The organism is Streptomyces sp. NPDC055099, assembly GCF_053607685.1.
In genome coordinates, this window is the sequence record NZ_JBSGUA010000029.1 from 1 (window position 1) to 16,744 (window position 16,744).

A 16,744-nucleotide genomic window follows, 5' to 3' on the forward strand; every position below is an offset into this window, starting at 1 on the left:
GGCCCCCATCTTCGACCTGGTCGACTACGGCGTGGTCGGCGACCTCTTCGACGTCGTCCCCGCCCTCACCGAAGAGATCAACACCCGCAAGGGCTAAGCCTGTTCAAACCTCGGCCCGGCCGCGCGGAGCCCGCGCCGCCGGGCCGAGCTCTGTGCGGCCCCTGTGCCGGGATAGCCTCGCGATCATGACTCCGTCGAACAGCGACACCAGCGGTCCCACCACCGACCAGGCCCCCGCCGATCCCGCCGCCACCGACGACATGCTCGCCACTCAGCCCATCGGCTACTGGAGCGGCCTGGCCCACGACGCGGTGACCCGGCATCTGCGCGACGCGCTGGCCCGGATAGATGTCACCCAGCCCCAGTACTGGGTGCTCAACCGCGTCAACGGCGGTCCCACAGCGCCGAGTCGCGAGGAAGTGGCCGGCCAGCTCACCCCGCTCGCGGACGGGCCGTACGACATCTCGCGCGTCGTCGACCAGTTGCTGCACCGCGGCTGGCTCAGGGCCGACGAGGGGCAGCGCCTGTATCTCACCGACGCGGGCGACGCGGCCAGGCTCCGGCTGCGCGAGGTGATGACCGAGCTGCGCGCCGTGGTGCACGAGGGGATCAGCGACGAGGAGTATGTGGCCGCGCTGAAGGTACTCCGCGCGATGGTGGCCAACGTGCAAGGCGCGCAGGGTTCTTGAGGTCGTAGGGGCAGCGGCGTCGGTCGCTCCCTGCCTGAGCGTTCACCCGAGACGGCGGAGAGCCGAGGCCAGGTCGTCGAGGTGCCGTGCGACCGGCCCCAGTGTGAGCAGGCCGCTGCCCGCTCCCGCCAACTCGCCTGCGGCTGGGGTGAGTTCGGTGTGGGCGCGTTCCACCGTTTCCCTGTCGGCCAGGGCGATCGCCGCTCGTCCTGCCAGGCACCACAGGGCTTCCTGCAGCAGGTCGCGGGGTGGGTCCGGGATGTGGCGCAGCGCCTCGGCCGCCTCGCCGCGACGGTCCTGGGACAGCAGCACAAGGGGGCGGGCCCAGGGTTCGTACGGGCCCCAGACGGTGCCCGCGTCCTGCCCCCGGTCCAGGGTCAGCAGCGCCAGCGGCAGCAGTCCGTGCTCCAGGCCCGGCATGCCCGAGCCGTGCAGTCGCCCGGCGGCCTCCCGGTAGGCGGCCTCGGCTGCCGGGGTCTGACCTGTCGCGGCGAGCCGCAGCGCCGCGTACCACTGGGTGAACACCCCTACCAGCGGCAGTTCATGACGCTCCGCCAGGAGGTCGGCTGCCGCCGCGTGGCCGTCGGCGCCCGGGAAGTCCGCGAGCGCGCTGCGGGCCTGGAGCCGGATGAGGTGGCCGAGGACCTCGTAGGTGGCGAGCCCGTGCCGGGTGGACAGGGCGACGAGTTCGGCGCCGATCGCGTCCCGGTGTGCGGCAAGGCCCGTGCGGTGGAAGCTCTGCATGAACAGGCCGTTGAGGGCGAACGCGAGGAGTCCGGGGTCGTCGAGGCGGCGGGCGATCTCCTCGGCCTGGCGGGCGGCCTGGGGTCCGCGCGCCGACCTGGTGCCGCGTGACTCCAGGGCGATCGTGGCGAGCAAGCGGGCCCGCGCCGCCGGGTGCGCGTCGGGCCGGAGCGCGGCCAGGGTGCGTTCGGCCGCCGCGACGACCTGCGCGGCCTGGCGCGGGTCGTCGACGCGGGTCCAGATCGCCGGGACGTCGTACGCGCCGATCACGCGGGCGGTGAGTTCCGCGTCGCCCAGTTCCTCCGCCGCCTCGACGGCCGCCATGCGGTGCTCGCGGGCCGCTTCGAGGCCGCCGCCCCCGGTGACCGCCAGGTTGCGCAGCAGGCTCACCGTCGAGTCCAGCCTGGCGCGGGCGCCGGACGCCACGGTCCGGTCGTAGGCGGTGGTGGCCCGCGCCCACACCTCTTCCGCCGCCCCGGCGGCCCGGGACGGCTCGGGATCGAGGTGGCGGGCCTGGCCGAGGATGTCCGCCTCCAGGCGGCGCAGCGCGGGGCCGGGGTCCACGCCCAGTTGCTCGACCAGGAGCGCGCGGGCCCGGCGCAGGACCGCGAGCGCGTCGCCCTGGCGGCCGGTGCGGTAGAGCGCGAGGGCGAGGAGCCGCCAGGCGTCCTCGCGCCACGGATGCTCCGCCACGTGCGCGTCGAGGTCGGGCACCGCGTCGGCGGCACGTCCCAGGTCGAGCCGTGCCGCGGCCCGGCGTTCGATGGCGTGCAGGCGCAGCTCGCCCAGGCGGGAGCGCTCGGCGCGGGCCCAGGCCTCGTCGGTGAACTCGGCGTAGGCGGGGCCGCGCCACCACCCGAGCGCCTCCGTCAGGCGGTCGACGGCCTGGCCCGGCGGCAGGTTCGCCGCGTCGCTCACCGCCTGCTCGAAGCGCCAGGCGTCCACGGCGGCGGGCTCGGCACGCAGGGCGTACCCGGGGCCCTCGGTGACGAGGAGCCGGGCGGGCGTGCGGGGCGGGCGCCCGGGTTCCAGGGCCCGGCGCAGTGCGGCGACGAAGGTGCGTACGGTCCCGACCGCGTCCTGGGGCGGGTCCTGCCACAGGTCGTCGACCAGGCGGGCGACCGGGACGACGCGGCGGCGTGCGGTGATCAGCCGGGCGAGCACCGCGCGGTGCCGCGGACCCTTCAGCGCGACGGCTCCCCCGGTGCCGTCCCAGGCCGCCACCGGCCCGAGCACCCCGAATGTGACCTGCACGCCTGACCAGCCCTTCCACCCGTTCTCGTGGGCATCGCCCCTGGTCACGGTAGCGCGCTCATCGGATGCTCATCGGCGCCCGGCAGGCTCGGGAGCACTTGTTCCGCCACCGCGAAGGACCGCGACCATGACCCCTCCCATCGAGAACTTCGGCTACCACCGTGTGCCCGTCCAAGAGGGCGTCGCCCTGAACGTGGCCGTCGGCGGCTCGGGGCCGCCGCTGGTGCTGCTGCACGGTTTCCCGCAGACCCATCTGATGTGGCGGCACGTCGCCGCCGACCTCGCCGCGGACCACACGGTGATCTGCCCCGACCTGCGCGGCTACGGGGCGAGCGACAAACCCGCGGAGACCGACGGCACCGTGTACTCCAAGCGCACCATGGCGGCCGACGTCGTCGCCGTGGCCCGTGCCCTCGGCCACGAGCGGTTCGCGCTGGCCGGGCACGACCGGGGTGCCCTGGTCGCCTTCCGCGCCGGTCTCGACCACCCGGGCACGGTCACGCACCTGGCCTGTCTCGACGTGCTGCCCACCCTGGACATGTGGGAGGTGATGCACGGCGTCACCGCCGCCGTCGGCTTCCACCTGTATCTGATGGCCCAACCCCCGGGTCTGCCGGAGCAGTTGATCGCCGCCGCCCCGGACGCGTTCTTCGGTCACTTCCTCGACATCTGGACGAATGATCCAGAGGCGATCCCCGCCGACGTACGCGCCGCCTATCTGGACGCCTGCCGCGCGGCGGTGCCCTCGATCGTGGCCGACTACCGCGCTTCGGCAGGTGTGGACGTCGACCACGACCGCGCCGACCGGGACAGCGGCAGCACGCTCAAGATGCCCGTCGCCGTGCTCCAGCAGGACTGGGGCGCCGCGCTCGGCTTCGACGCGGCGGCCCTGTGGGGTGCCTGGGCGCCGGACCTGCGGCACACCCCGGTGACCTGCGGCCACTTCATGGCCGAGGAGGCACCGGACGAGATCGCCGGTGCACTGCGGGACCTCCTGGCGCGCTGAACCCTCGTCCCGCGCCGACCCGGCCTCATGGCCGCGTTCAGCCCATCGAACGGTGCGTGAGCGGCAGATGTCCGGTATGCCGGACGAAAGGCCATGCGTGCCCTCGTCCGGCCACCGGGTGCGTATGCTCACCGACTCGGCCCGGATATCTGTTCGCGGATTTCTGTTATCTCCGTACGCTCACGCGATCTCCCAGGTGTAAGGCCAAACGTGCCGACGATGAAAGCGAGTGAGGCAGTCCATGATCGGTGAACACGATCCTCTGGTGACGGCGGCGCAGACCGGGGACCAGCAGGCGCAGGACGAGCTGGTGGCCGGATACCTGCCGCTGGTCTACAACATCGTCGGGCGGGCGCTCGACGGCCACGCCGACGTCGACGACGTCGTGCAGGAGACCATGCTGCGCGCGCTCGCCGGCCTGGCGTCGCTCCGCGATCCGGCGAGCTTCCGGTCCTGGCTCGTGGCCATCACCATGAACGAGATCCGCAGGCACTGGGTTCAGCGCGCGTCCGGCCAGAAGAGCCCGAGCCCGCTCCACGAGGCGCACGACGTCGCGGACCCCGGCGCCGACTTCGTCGACCTGACGATCATCCGGCTCGGTCTGGTGGGGCAGCGCAAGGAGGTGGCCGAGGCGACCCGCTGGCTGGACACCGACGACCGCGCGCTCCTCTCGCTGTGGTGGCTCGAGGTCTCCGGGGAGTTGACCCGGCCGGAGGTGGCGGCGGCCATGGAGCTGCCCACGCAGCACGCCACGGTGCGGGTGCAGCGGATGAAGACGCAGCTGGAGACGGCCCGGATCGTGGTCCGCGCGCTCGCCGCGGACCCCCGGTGCGTGTACCTGAGCGAAGTGGTGGCCCCGTGGGACGGCACGCCGTCCGCCCTCTGGCGCAAGCGCCTGGCCCGGCACGTCCGCGACTGCCCGATGTGCTCGGGCCACGGCGCGGGCATGGTGCTCGCCGAGCGGCTCCTGGTGGGCCTCGCCCTGGTGCCGCTGTCCGCCGCGCTCGCCGCCCCCGGTGCGATACGCGCGGTGAGCGCCGGCCACGCCCACCACCCGTCGGCCGACTCACCGCACATATCGCCCGACGCGCACTCCACGGGCGGCAACACGTACGAGATATCCGGCTCCCGGAGCGCCCCGGCGAGACATGCCGCCAAGCGCCACCGGACGCCGCGCAAGGGCCGGACCGTGGCCGCGGGGGTCGCCGTGCTCGTCGTCGCGACCGGGGTCATCTACTCGGCCACGCGCCCCTCGGACGACAAGAAGACCGAGGCGCAGCCCCTGACCGCCTCGCAGCCGCCCTCCCCGGCGGCTCCGTCCACCAAGGCCGCCAAGCCGAGCAAGTCCCCCTCCGCCTCCCCCAGCCGCTCGAAGAAGCCGTCCCCCAAGGCCTCGCCCTCGAAGAAGACCAAGGCGCCGAAGCCCAGGGCGAGCACCCCGAAGCCCACCCGTACCAGCACCCCGCCCCAGGCCCCGCAGGCCCCGGCGGGCAACTCGTACGGCGAGCAGGTCACCCGGCTCGCCAACGCCGAGCGCGCCAAGAGCGGCTGCGGCCCGCTGACCCTGAACAGCAAGCTGGACGACGCGGCGCAGGGCCACTCCGACGACATGGCGGAGCGCGACTTCTTCGACCACACGAACCCCGACGGCAAGGACCCCGGCGACCGGGTCACGGCCGCCGGCTACAAGTGGAGCACCTACGGCGAGAACATCGCCGCGGGCCAGCGCACCCCGGCCGCCGTGATGGACGCCTGGATGAACAGCTCCGGCCACCGCGCCAACATCCTCAACTGCTCCTTCAAGGAGATCGGCGTCGGCTACCGCGAGGGCAGCGGCGGACCCTGGTGGACGCAGAACTTCGGCGCGCGGTAGCCGGGCCCGCGGGGCCGGGGTTTCGACGGGCGCGGGCGCCCTCGCTCGCATAGCGTGAACAACAGGAACCGCCGGAACTGGAGGCCTCGCGATGACGGCGTACCCGGAAGGCACACCCTGTTGGGCGGACGCGATGTTCCCCGACGTGACGGCCGCGAAGAGCTTCTACGGCGAGCTGCTCGGCTGGACGTTCGACTCCGCCTCGGAGGAGCACGGCGGCTACACGCAGGCCCGCTCGGACGGCAGGGCCGTGGCGGCCGTCGTCCCGCAGATGCAGGGGGTGGAGGGGCCCGCCGCGTGGAACCTTTACTTCGCCTCGCCCGACGCCGCGGCGACGGCCGCCAGAATCCGTGACAACGGCGGGACCCTCGCCGTGGAGCCGACGCAGGTCGGCGAGTTCGGCACCATGGCGGTGGCGCGGGAGCCGAGCGGCGCGTACCTGAGCGTCTGGCAGCCCGGCTCTCACCAGGGCTTCGAGAAGACCGGCGAGGCGGGCGCGTACTGCTGGGCGGAGCTCACCACGCGGGACCCGGCGGCGACGGACGCGTTCCTGCCCGCCGTCTTCCCCTTCGGGATGAAGCGGATGGACGTCGACGACGTCGACTTCAGCGTCCTGGAGATCGAAGGAGAGCCCGTGCTCGGCAGGCTGAAGATGACCGAGGACTTCCCGCCGGACGTGGATCCGTTCATCAACGTGCACTTCGCCGTGGACAACTGCGACGCCGCGATCGCGACCGTCACCAAGCTCGGCGGCCGCCTGTTCTTCGGCCCGATGGACAGCCCCTTCGGCCGCTTCGCCACGGTCGCCGACCAGCAGGGCGCCGTCTTCAGCGTCATCGACCTGACGACCACGGAGGGCGAGATGCCCTCGTTCTCCTGAGGAGATCCGTCAGAAGGGCTCCGGCGCCCGCGTGAACGCGCGGCGGTAGGACCGCGGGGGCACGCCCCTGCGGCGTACGAACTGCTCGCGCAGGACCGCCGCGCTGCCGTAACCGACCCGGTGGGCGATCTCCTCCACCGGCAGGTCGGTGGTCTCCAGGAGTTCCTCCGCGCTGCTCAGTCGCAGGTTGACCAGCCAGGCGTGCGGGGTGGTGCCGGTCGCCGCCGAGAAGCGGCGGGCGAACGAACGTCTGCTCATTAGTGCGCGGCGGGCCAGCTCGGCGACCGGCAGCGGCTCGTGCAGATGCGCGCGGGCCCAGTCGAGCACCTCGGCGAGCCGGTCGTCCCCGCAGTCCTCGGGGACGGGAGCGGCGAGGTACTGGGCCTGGCCGCCGTCGCGGTGGGAGGGCAGGACGAGGTCCCGGGCGATGGTGTTGGCCGTCGCCGCGCCGTACTCCCGTCTGAGCAGATGCAGGCTGAGGTCGAAGCCCGCGGCCGCTCCCGCGCCCGTGACGACCTGTCCCTCGTCGATGTAGAGGGCCTCGGGCTCCACCGTGACGTGCGGATACCGCTCCGCGAGGAGCTCCGCGAACCGCCAGTGGGTGGTCGCGCGCCGCCCGTCGAGCAGCCCCGCCGCGGCCAGGGCGAACGCCCCCACGCAGTGCCCCGCGACCAGGCCGCCCCGCTCGTGGGCCGCGGTGAACGCGTCGAGGACGGCGGGCGCGGGCAGCGTACGGAAGTCGGCCCAGGGCAGGGCGATCACGAGGTCGGCGGCGGCGATCCTGTCGAGGCCGTGCTCCACCAGGATCGGCACCCCCGCGTCGCTGCGGACCTGCCCGGGCCGGTCGGTGCACAGGGCGAAGTCGAAGCGGGGCAGACCGGGGCCCCGCTCGTCGAACACCTCGGAGACGATGCCGGCGCCGAGGATGCCGACGCCCGTCGGGGCGTAGGCGGCGATGGTCACGAAAGGCGGCATACGGGAGTGTGGCACGTTTCCTGCGATCGGTGGCAGAAGGGCCACTCGTCGCCCGGCCGTCCGGCCGGAAGACTCATCGGCATGACGACAGACGCACCGCTCGGCCAGAGCGCCGGCTACACGATCCTGACCACCGGCTACACGGGCTCCACCGGCCCCGGAGTCGCCGCCACGGTCTCCTACGTACGCGACGCCGACCGGCATGTGATCGTCGACCCGGGCATGGTGGCGAGCCGGGACCGGATCCTGGGCCCGCTCGCGGAGTTGGGCCTGGGCCCGGACGACATCACCGACGTGGTGCTCAGCCACCACCACCCGGACAACACCATGAACGTGGGCCTGTTCGGGCGGGCCCGGGTCCACGACCACAAGGCGATCTACGAGAACGACCAGTGGACCGACCGGGACGCCGAGGGGTACGAACTCGCCCCGTCCCTGCGGCTGATCCGCACTCCGGGACACAGCCGCGAGGACATCACGCTGCTCGCGGGCACCGCCGAGGGCACCATCGCGTTCGTGGGCGACCTGTGGTGGCGCCCGAACGGCCCGGTGGAGGACCCGGTGTCTCCGGACCTCACGACGCTGCGGACGTCACGGCTGCGCGTCCTCGCCGCCGCCGACGTGATCGTGCCGGGCCACGGCGGTGCGTTCAAGGCCGACGAGACGGCGCCGGTCTAGGACCCGTCCGCCGCACGCGGTGCCCGCCCCGGGCTCAGAGCCGACGCCAGCGCGCGGAGGCGAAGGAGAAGATGCCGTAGAGGACGAGACCGGCCGCGACGGCGGCCAGGAGCCAGGGGCCCGCGGGGGTGTGCGAGAAGCTGCGGAGCGTCGCGTCCACGCCCTTGGCCTCGTCGGGGTCGAACTGGACGGCCGCCGTCACGATGAACACGCCCGCGGCGGCGAACACGGCGCCGCGCGCCACACCGCCGGTCACGCCCAGGGTGGTGACGACCTGCCGCTTGCGGCCCTTGAGGCGGCCGAGGTCCAGCTGCTTCAGGAAGCGGCGCATCATCGCCCGTACGGCGAGCACCACCCCGACGCCGATCAGCACGAGGCCCGCGCCGCCCACCAGGTAGCGGCCATAGGGAAGTTCCAGCGCGGTCTTCGTCCAGTCCTGCGACTTGGCGTCGCCGCTGGAGCCCTGGCCTCCACCGGCCGCGTACGAGGCGGTCGCCCAGCAGACGAAGGCGTAGAAGACCGCCCTGCCGCCGTCGAGGGCCCGGGAAGGGGCCTTGCGGTGGGGCGCCCTCCTTCCCACCGCGCGGGCGCCCCGCCACAGAGCCATGCAGCCGAAGCCGACGACCAGCGCCCACAGCATGACCTCGCCGAAGGGCTGCTCGCGGACCTGGGCCAACGCGCCCTGCCGGTCGGCCTCTTCATCGCTGCTGCCGAAGGCGATCTGAAGGGCCAGCGCGCCGATGAGGACGTAGACGACACCCCGTGCGACGAAGCCCGCTCGGCCGGCCGCCGTCAGCGATTCGTTCTCCGCCGAGCGTCCGACCAAGGGCTTCTTGGTCCAGCCTCGCATGTGCACTCGAGACAGCGTCATCGTGTCCTCCCAGAACCGTCTGCGCGCGGTACGCGCCCGGTCACCGAGTGCCCCCGTCAGCCGCCGGGCATTCCTGACAGCCTCCGGCCCCGGGAGGTCAGCGTAGGTCGGAGAGCAGGAAAGCGCCCACCAGCAGACCGAAGCCCACAGGCGCGACCACGAGCAGCAACAGCAGGGGAACCCACGCGGTGAGCCCCTCGCGGATAGTGCGTCCAGCCTTGAGGCGGCCGTGCGGGCGGCGCACCTCCGTCCGCAGGTCGAGGCGTTCGGCGGCCCGGTCCGACACGATCACGCCCGCGCCGGGCGGCCTGCTCAGCAGAGCCTTGCGCACCAGGGCGTCGACCGTCTCGTCGCCGCCCGCGAGCTTGTCGAGGACGATCCGCACGCCGTGCGCGTCGGTGAGGATCAGCCGGTCGTCGACTCGGGTCTCGCCCGGTACTTCGAGGCGGCCGACCTTGGTGAGCCGGGAGAGGTCGACGGTGTGCCGCCCGGTCAGGGTGCGGGCGGACAGCAGGTCACCGTCGTACGGGCGCGCGCGCCAGCCCATGTGGGCGTAGGCGGCCACCAGGGCACTGATGAAGAGCGAGACCAGGTTGAGGAAGAGGAACCCGTCGTCGATCAGCCGGGCCCTGATGAGCAGTACGGGCACCACGAACAGCAGGGGCGGCGTCAGAAGGACGACGCAGTCGGCGACGCGGCGCGCGGTGCGCCCTTGTCCCGCGGTCACCTCCGGGTGCCCGGCGGAGTCGGCGGTGGTCCCACGGGTGTTGATCGTCACGGCGGTGACGCTATCGCGTGCGGGTCCTGGGCCGGCGGGCGCATCAGGGGGACGTTCCCCCGGTCCTCGACTCTCGTGCTCGGGCCTCGATGTGCGGGCATCCCGCGGATCCCGGCACGAAGTCCATGCCGGTCTCCTCCGCCATCGCGGCGAAGAACTTCCGGCCGTCCGCGGACTGCCGGGAGGTGGTCCACGCGTAACCCGGCCAGGGGTCCGTGGCGCGGTGCAGGGCCTCGCGCCCCAGGCCGAGCCCCTGCCAAGGGCCCGCGATCGCGACGGTGTTGACGTGGGCGGCGGCGCACAGGTGGCACACCTGGTGGACGAGGTGTCCGATCTCCCGGCCGCCGGCGTCGAGGAGCGTGACGACCTGGCGGCCCGCCGCCACCGTGGCGGGGGCGCACCGGTAGGTGACCGCCCGCGGACATGGGGGAGGCTGTCTTCGGAACTTCATCGCCGGCACACTAGCCACAGGGAGCGACCCCCGTATATCCCCGTACCGGGTGGCTTTTCGTGCCAGGACGGGCGCTTCGGGCGGACCGGGGAGAGGCGCGGCGGGCGTACCGGGACGGGGCTCATCGGCGGCCTCAGACCGGCTGCCGTGGTTCCATCAGGCGGGCGAGCAGGTCGTCCAGGCTGACCAGGCCGGTGAGCCGGCCCGACTCGTCGCAGAGCACGGCGAGCGAGGCGCGGCGGCGGCGCAGTTCCTCGACGGCGTGGGCGACGGTGTCGTCCGCGGCGAGCTCGGGGACGGGGCGCGCCAGCTCGCGGGCGGTCAGTGCGCGGCTGCGGGCGCGGGCGACCAGGGCGTCGCGGGCGTGCACCGAGCCGAGGACGGTGGCACCGTCCGTGACGAGGAGGCGGGTGCGGTCGCTGGCGGCGGCCGTCTGAAGCACCTCGTCGATGCTCGCGTCGGCCGCGACGGACGTGATCTGCGCGGCGGCGGTCTGCAGGTCGCCCACCGCGGTCAGTGGCGCGGTGAGGGAGGTGGTGATGAGGCCGGAGTCGGCGTCGCTGATCAGGCCGAGCCGCCACGACTCCTCGACCAGATGGGCGAGTTGCTCGCGGTTGTGCACCGAGGTGAGCTCGTTGCGCGGGGTGACCTTGCACAGCCGTACGAGCGCGTTGCTGACCTTGTTGAGGACGGTGAGCAGCGGGCGCACGGCCTTGACCACGGCCCGGAAGGGCGGGGTGAGCAGCATCGCCGAGCGCTCGGGGTGGGCGATGGCCCAGGACTTGGGGGCCATCTCGCCGACGACCATGTGCAGGAACACGACGACGATCATGGCGAGCGCGAAGGCGATGCCGTAGCTGAGCCCGGCGGGCAGGCCCAGCTTCGCCAGGAGCGGGTCGAGTGCGTGGGAGATGGCGGGCTTGGAGACCGAGCCGAGGCCCAAGGTGCAGACGGTGATGCCGAGTTGGGCCCCGGCGAGCATCAGGGACAGTTCCCGCATGCCCGCGAGCGCGGACTTGGCGCCGCGCTGTCCGGCGGCGACCGCGCGTTCCACGCGGTGGCGTTTGGCGGCGACGAGGGCGAACTCGGCGGCGACGAAGAACCCGCTGGCGATCAGCAGCAGGACGGTCACGAGGAGGGCCAGGGGGAAGCTCATGCCGGGGCCTCCTCGGCGGTCGGCGCGTCCGCCGTCGGCAGACGCTCGATCCGTACGCGCTCGGGGACGTGGCGATCGAGGCCGAGTACGGCGACGGCGACGCGGCCGCCGTCGGGCAGCCGCACGGTCAGGCGGTCGCCGATGGCCGGGAAGCGGCCGAGCCGGTCGACGATCAGCCCGGCCACGGTGTCGTAGTCGTCCTCCTCGGGCAGGTCGATGCCGGTCGCGGCGGCCACCTCGTCCAGGCGGCGGCCCGCGTCGACGAACCAGCCCGCGCCGTCCGCGACCGCCAGTTCCACGACGGTGTCGGACTCGTCGGCGATGTCCCCGACGAGCTCCTCGGCGATGTCCTCGTACGTCACGATGCCCGCCACTCCCCCGTGCTCGTCGAGGACGACCGCGAACTCGTCGTCACGCTCGCGCATCTGCGCCACCGCGCCCGGCAGCGGCAGGGTGTCGGGCAGCAGCAGGGCGCGGCGGGCCTCGCCGCCCGCCGTGGCACGGTCGAAGCGGGTGGCGGGCAGGCGCATCAGCTCGCGCACCCCGAGGACGCCCGCGACGTCGTCCGGGTGGTCGCCCATGACGGGGTAGTTCGAGTGGCCGTGCAGGGCGATGAGCCGCACGGCCTCGTCCGCCGTGGCGTCCTTGCGCACGAACGTGACGTCCGCCCGCGGCACCATCACCTCGTCCAGTGTGCGCTCGGTGAACTCCAGGGCGTGGTCGAGGAGTTCGGCGCTCTCGCGTGGCAGCTGACCGTGCTCGTGGGACTCGCCGATGAGGTGGCTGAGCTCTTCGAGCGTGGCTCCGTGGTGCAGCTCCTCGACGGGCTCGATGCCGATCCGGCGCAGCAGCCGGTCGGCCGCGCCGTCGAAGACGCGGACGAGGGGGCCGACGACTCTCAGATACGCCAGCGTGGAGGCGGCGAGGGACTTCGCGAGCCGTTCGGGGACGGCGAGCGCGAGGTTCTTGGGAGCGAGCTCGCCGAGGACCATCTGGAGGACCGTGGCGAAGACGAAGCCGAGGACCACGGAGAGCGCCGAGACGACGCCGTCCGAGAGGCCGGTGCCGTCCAGGGCGGGTCTCAGGAGTCCGGACACGGACGGTTCGGCGAGGAAGCCGACGACCAGACCGGTGACGGTGATGCCCAGCTGGGCGCCCGACAGCATGAACGAGAGCCGCCCGAGGACCTGCACGGCACGGGCGGCCCGCCTGTCGCCCGCTTCCGCCTCACGGGTGAGAGCGAGGCGGTCCGCGGCCACGTACGCGAACTCCTGCGCGACGAAGTAGCCGGTGCCCGCGGTCAGGACGAGGACGGCGAGCAGACCGAGGACGGCGGACAGCAACGGTGGCTCCGTTCCGACGAAGGGGCGTGCCGGTCATTCTCGGCGGGACGGGGGCAGCTCGCCACGCCGGCCGGGACACCCCGGCACGCCTCACTTCTACACCCACTGTAAAAGAAACGCAAAGTGCCGGTCATACGTCCCTTCGGCGCAGGCGCCACCCGGCCGCCACCAGAAGCAGCAGGGTGTACGCGGCGACCAGGCCGAGCGAGGGCCAGGCGCCGAGGCTGCCGACGGTCTCCGGGCTCGCGTCCGCGGTCTGCGTGAGCTTCTCCAGGGCGGCGGTGGGCGTCGCGCCCGCCACCCAGCGCTGGAGGTCGCCGAGCAGTGGTCCGAACAGGGACGGCAGGAGCAGCACGCCGACCACCGTGACGACCGCCCCGGCCGAGTGCTTCAGGAGGGTGCCGACCGCCAGGCCGATGAGACCGACGAGCGCGAAGAGCCCCGCGATGCCGAGCAGCGCGGGCATCGGCTCCCCCTGGGCGTACGTGCCGTCCTCCAGGACCGCACCACCGAGGAGATAGGCCACCGTGCAGGAGACAAGGCCGGTGGCGTACAGCAGGCAGGCCAGCAGCGTCGCCTTCGCGGCGAGCACCCGGCCGCGGCGCGGTACGGCGGTGAGGGTGGCGGCGATGGTGCCGCTCGCGTACTCGCCGCACATGGTCAGCGCGCCCACCGTGCCCGCAACCATCAGCGAGACGACGCTGAGGGTGAGGCTGCCGCCGAGCACCGTGTCGTCGGACTGCAGGCTGCCGCTCAGACCGACGAACACCGCGCCGACGACGGTGAGCGCGCCGGTCACGAGCAGGGTCCAGCGCGTGGAGCGCAGGCCCGCGAACTTGGTCCACTCGAAGGCGAGGGCCTCGCGGAAGCCGGGGGCGGGAGGGGCTGTTGCCGTCGTCACTGTCGCCGTCGCTGTCGTCGTCATCGGACCGGTTCCTTTCCCTTGGACGCCGCGGCTTCGCGCGTCGCCGTCGCCGTGCCCCGGTACTCCACCGAGGTCCGCGTCATGTCGGTGTAGACCTCCTCCAAGGAGGAGAAAACGGGGGTGAGTTCATGGATGGCCAGGCCCTGCGTGCGGGCCAGCTCACCGATCTCGGCGGACCTCAGACCGTCCACCCGCCAGCCGCCCCGCGCGTCCAGACGCACGGAGGCGCCCGCCGTCTCCAGCAGGGCACGCATCCGCTGCGCCTCGGAGTCGGGCGTACGCAGCAGGGTGGCGCCCTGGGAGTTGGTCTCGATGAAGTCCCGCATGTCCGTGTCCGCGAGGAGGCGCCCCCGGCCGATCACGATGAGGTGGTCGGCGGTCAGTTCCATCTCGCTCATGAGATGACTGGAGAGGAACACCGTCCTGCCCTCCGCGGCAAGGGACTTGAGCAGGTCGCGTATCCAGCGGATGCCCTCGGTGTCCAGGCCGTTCACCGGCTCGTCGAGGATGAGTACGCCGGGGTCGCCGAGCAGCGCGGCCGCGATGCCCAGGCGCTGGCCCATGCCCAGGGAGAGCCCCTTGGCCCGCCGTCCCGCGACGTCCGTGAGGCCCACTGCCTCGAGCACCTCGTCGACCCGGCGCGCGCCGATGCCGTTGCTGCGGGCCAGGCCGAGGAGGTGCCGGCGTGTGGTGCGCCCGCCGTGCACCGACCTGGCGTCCAGAAGTGAGCCGACCTCGCGCAGGGGCGCGGTGAGGCGGTCGTAGCGCCGCCCGTTGACCGTGACCGTGCCGCCGCTCGGTGCGTCGAGGCCGAGGGTCATGCGCATGGTGGTCGATTTCCCGGCGCCGTTCGGGCCGAGGAAGCCGGTCACGCGGCCGGGGCGGACGCTGAAGGTGAGCCGGTCGACAGCCGCCTTGTCGCCGTACCGTTTGGTGAGTTCCCGTGCTTCGATCATGCCGTCGACGCTACGAAGGCCCGGCGCCCCTGACATCTGCCGCCGGGAGTCGGCGACTACTCCCCGCGGAGTACCGACCGGCGGGGGGCAGTGCTGCTGGCTCAGACTTCGCCCGCGCGCACCAGGCCCGTCTCGTACGCGAGCACCACCAACTGGGCCCTGTCCCGCGCTCCGAGCTTGGTCATCGACCGGCTGACGTGCGTCTTGGCCGTCAGCGGCGACATGAGGAGCCGTGCGCCGATCTCGTCGTTCGACAGTCCGCGGCCGACCAGCGCCAGCACCTCGCGCTCGCGGTCGGTGAGCGGGTCGAGGAGCCGTAGCGCCTGTGCCTCGGGCGCCTTGAGGCGGGCGAACTCCTCGATCACCCGGCGTGTGACCCCTGGCGCCAGGAGGCTCTGTCCGGCGGCGACGGTGCGGATCGCGGTCCGCAGGTCGTCCGGTTCGATGTCCTTGAGCAGGAATCCGGCGGCGCCCGCGCGCAGCGCCTCGAAGACGTACTCGTCGGTCTCGAAGGTGGTCAGGACCAGGACGCGTACGGCGTCGAGGGCGCGGTCGGCGACGATGCGCCGCGTGGCTTCGAGTCCGTCCACCCGCGGCATGCGGATGTCCATCAGGACGACGTCCGGGCGCGTGGTGCGGGTCAACTCCACGGCCGCCAGGCCGTCGGCCGCCTCGCCGACCACGGCGAGGTCGTCGGTGAGGTCCAGCAGGGCGCGGAAACCGGCACGGACGACGGTCTGGTCGTCGGCAAGGACCACCCGGACCCGCTCGCTCGTCCGCTCACTCGTCTCATTCGTCCACTCGCTCGTCCCCTCACTCATCGCGCGCCTCCCTCGACGGGAAGCACCGCACGTACCCGCCACCCGCCGCCTCGCAGCGGGCCCGCCTCCAGGTCGCCGCCCATCGTCGTGGCCCGCTCGCGCATGCCGATCAGGCCGTAGCCCTCACCCGAGTCCACGGAGCGCTCCGGCCCGTCATCGGTGATCTCCACGGCCAGGCCCTCGCCCACCACCGCCACCGACACCGCCACATGCCGGGCGTCCGCATGCTTGATCACGTTGGTCAGGGCCTCCTGGACGATGCGGTACGCCGCCAACTCCACCAGTTGCGGCAGCTCCCGGCCACCCGTGTCGGTGTGCAGGGAAATGCGCGGTCCGGTGCCGCGCACCCCCTCCACCAGTTCGTCCAGTTGCGCGAGGCGGGGAGCCGGGGCGGCGGCGGCCGTGTGCCGGCCCTCGCGCAGTACCCCCACCGTGGTCCGCAGCTCGCGCACGGCTTCCTTGCCCGAGGTCCGCACCTGCCGCATCGCCGTCCGCGCCACCTCGGGTCTGCTGTCGAGGGCGTCCAGGGCCAGGCCCGCCTGCACGGTCATCGCGGACACGGTGTGGGCGATGACGTCGTGCAGTTCGCGTGCGATGCGCACCCTCTCCTGGTCGACCTTGCGCCGCGCCTCCCGCTCCCGGTCGGCCTCCGCTCGCTCGGCCCGCTCGGCGTACTCCTGCAGCAACTCCTGTCGCCCGCGCACGACTTCACCGAGCAGCAGCGGCACGAGGGGCCAGAGCATCTCCAGGAGCGGGGCGCCCTGCGGCTGTGCCACGTCCTTGCCCGCGATGACCGACACCGTCCCCGACACGAGGGCGGCGACGACGGCAGTTCGCAGCGTGCGGCGCCGGTCACCCCGTACGGCGAGGGCGTACAGCGCGACCATCACCGGCAGATTGAGCAGTTCCCCGATGTGCCCGTACAGCGCCCAGCCCGCGCAGGCCGCCCCGGTGATGACGGTGACGGCGACGGGCCACCGGCTGCGCACCAAGAGGGCCGCGACGGACACGGCGAACAGCAGCCAGGTCAGCCAGTCGGCCTGCCGGTGGCCGGAGTCGTTGACCGCCGCGTCCAGACCCGTGAGAACCGCGACGACCGCGGCTACGGCCGGGTCGGTGAGGTGCGGGGGCAGAGGCCACGGGAGGCGCCGCTGCCAGGAGCGGAAGGCGGTGGTCACGACACTCACGATAGGAGCCGCGCGCGCAGGGCGCGTACGACACAGGGAGTAGGCCCGGTACACGCCCCTGAGAGCACCCCCGAGACGTCCCCCAGTGACGACCCCGATCTAACCCTGAGATGTGTCAGGAATCTTTGACAGGTGGCTGGACCTCGTGTCAGCTTTT

At 72.9% G+C, this 16,744-nt stretch carries 16 protein-coding genes; 5 read left to right on the forward strand and 11 right to left on the reverse strand.

Annotated features, from left to right (window positions below; genetic code table 11):
* The first annotated feature begins 185 nt into the window (after nucleotides 1–185).
* The gene (locus tag ACWFRU_RS39040; protein WP_453693042.1) at nucleotides 186–689 is read left to right on the forward strand and encodes a MarR family winged helix-turn-helix transcriptional regulator; all 504 of its coding nucleotides are present in this window, start codon (nucleotides 186–188) and stop codon (nucleotides 687–689) included.
* Between the two features lie 42 nt (nucleotides 690–731).
* Here ACWFRU_RS39040 and ACWFRU_RS39045 read toward each other — a convergent pair whose 3' ends face one another.
* Nucleotides 732–2,687, reverse strand: a complete 1,956-nt coding sequence (locus ACWFRU_RS39045) for a BTAD domain-containing putative transcriptional regulator (protein WP_453693119.1) — start codon at nucleotides 2,685–2,687, stop codon at nucleotides 732–734.
* Nucleotides 2,688–2,814: 127 nt separating this feature from the next.
* Here ACWFRU_RS39045 and ACWFRU_RS39050 point away from each other — a divergent pair, with 127 nt between their 5' ends.
* From ACWFRU_RS39050 to ACWFRU_RS39060, 3 genes are all read left to right on the forward strand, one after another.
* Complete coding sequence (locus ACWFRU_RS39050) at nucleotides 2,815–3,693, forward strand: alpha/beta fold hydrolase (protein WP_453693044.1); 879 nt, start codon at nucleotides 2,815–2,817, stop codon at nucleotides 3,691–3,693.
* A gap of 241 nt (nucleotides 3,694–3,934) precedes the next feature.
* Complete coding sequence (locus ACWFRU_RS39055; protein ID WP_453693046.1) at nucleotides 3,935–5,566, forward strand: sigma-70 family RNA polymerase sigma factor; 1,632 nt, start codon at nucleotides 3,935–3,937, stop codon at nucleotides 5,564–5,566.
* A gap of 91 nt (nucleotides 5,567–5,657) precedes the next feature.
* Nucleotides 5,658–6,446, forward strand: a complete 789-nt coding sequence (locus ACWFRU_RS39060; RefSeq protein ID WP_453693048.1) for a VOC family protein — start codon at nucleotides 5,658–5,660, stop codon at nucleotides 6,444–6,446.
* Nucleotides 6,447–6,455: 9 nt separating this feature from the next.
* On the opposite strand, the gene ACWFRU_RS39065 is transcribed toward ACWFRU_RS39060, so the two are convergent.
* Entirely contained in the window at nucleotides 6,456–7,421 is a 966-nt protein-coding gene (locus ACWFRU_RS39065) for a GlxA family transcriptional regulator (protein ID WP_453693050.1), read from the reverse strand.
* An 81-nt stretch (nucleotides 7,422–7,502) separates the two neighbouring features.
* Here ACWFRU_RS39065 and ACWFRU_RS39070 point away from each other — a divergent pair, with 81 nt between their 5' ends.
* Nucleotides 7,503–8,099, forward strand: coding sequence for an MBL fold metallo-hydrolase (locus ACWFRU_RS39070; RefSeq protein ID WP_453693052.1), 597 nt, complete (start codon nucleotides 7,503–7,505; stop codon nucleotides 8,097–8,099).
* A 34-nt stretch (nucleotides 8,100–8,133) separates the two neighbouring features.
* Here the strand turns inward: ACWFRU_RS39070 and ACWFRU_RS39075 are convergent, their stop codons facing one another.
* From ACWFRU_RS39075 to ACWFRU_RS39115, 9 genes are all read right to left on the reverse strand, one after another.
* On the reverse strand, nucleotides 8,134–8,970 hold the full coding sequence (locus tag ACWFRU_RS39075) for a DUF1206 domain-containing protein (RefSeq protein ID WP_453693054.1): 837 nt from the start codon (nucleotides 8,968–8,970) through the stop codon (nucleotides 8,134–8,136).
* A 97-nt stretch (nucleotides 8,971–9,067) separates the two neighbouring features.
* Nucleotides 9,068–9,748 (reverse strand): hypothetical protein, encoded by a 681-nt coding sequence (locus ACWFRU_RS39080; RefSeq protein WP_453693056.1) that lies wholly within the window; start codon nucleotides 9,746–9,748, stop codon nucleotides 9,068–9,070.
* Nucleotides 9,749–9,791: 43 nt separating this feature from the next.
* On the reverse strand, nucleotides 9,792–10,199 hold the full coding sequence (locus ACWFRU_RS39085) for a GNAT family N-acetyltransferase (protein ID WP_453693058.1): 408 nt from the start codon (nucleotides 10,197–10,199) through the stop codon (nucleotides 9,792–9,794).
* 133 nt (nucleotides 10,200–10,332) lie between these two features.
* Nucleotides 10,333–11,355 (reverse strand): hemolysin family protein, encoded by a 1,023-nt coding sequence (locus ACWFRU_RS39090; protein ID WP_453693060.1) that lies wholly within the window; start codon nucleotides 11,353–11,355, stop codon nucleotides 10,333–10,335.
* On the reverse strand, nucleotides 11,352–12,695 hold the full coding sequence (locus ACWFRU_RS39095; RefSeq protein ID WP_453693121.1) for a hemolysin family protein: 1,344 nt from the start codon (nucleotides 12,693–12,695) through the stop codon (nucleotides 11,352–11,354). The genes ACWFRU_RS39090 and ACWFRU_RS39095 overlap by 4 nt, the downstream gene beginning before the upstream one ends.
* 133 nt (nucleotides 12,696–12,828) lie before the next feature.
* A complete protein-coding gene (locus ACWFRU_RS39100; protein WP_453693062.1) occupies nucleotides 12,829–13,623 on the reverse strand; it encodes an ABC transporter permease subunit in 795 nt (264 codons plus the stop codon).
* A complete protein-coding gene (locus tag ACWFRU_RS39105) occupies nucleotides 13,620–14,579 on the reverse strand; it encodes an ATP-binding cassette domain-containing protein (RefSeq protein WP_453693064.1) in 960 nt (319 codons plus the stop codon). Before ACWFRU_RS39105 ends, ACWFRU_RS39100 begins: the two co-directional genes overlap by 4 nt.
* A 101-nt stretch (nucleotides 14,580–14,680) precedes the next feature.
* Entirely contained in the window at nucleotides 14,681–15,400 is a 720-nt protein-coding gene (locus ACWFRU_RS39110) for a response regulator transcription factor (protein WP_453693066.1), read from the reverse strand.
* Nucleotides 15,397–16,578 carry a sensor histidine kinase gene (locus ACWFRU_RS39115; RefSeq protein WP_453693068.1) on the reverse strand — a complete coding sequence of 394 codons (1,182 nt, stop codon included), beginning with the start codon at nucleotides 16,576–16,578 and terminating at the stop codon, nucleotides 15,397–15,399. The genes ACWFRU_RS39110 and ACWFRU_RS39115 overlap by 4 nt, the downstream gene beginning before the upstream one ends.
* Nucleotides 16,579–16,744 lie beyond the last annotated feature (166 nt).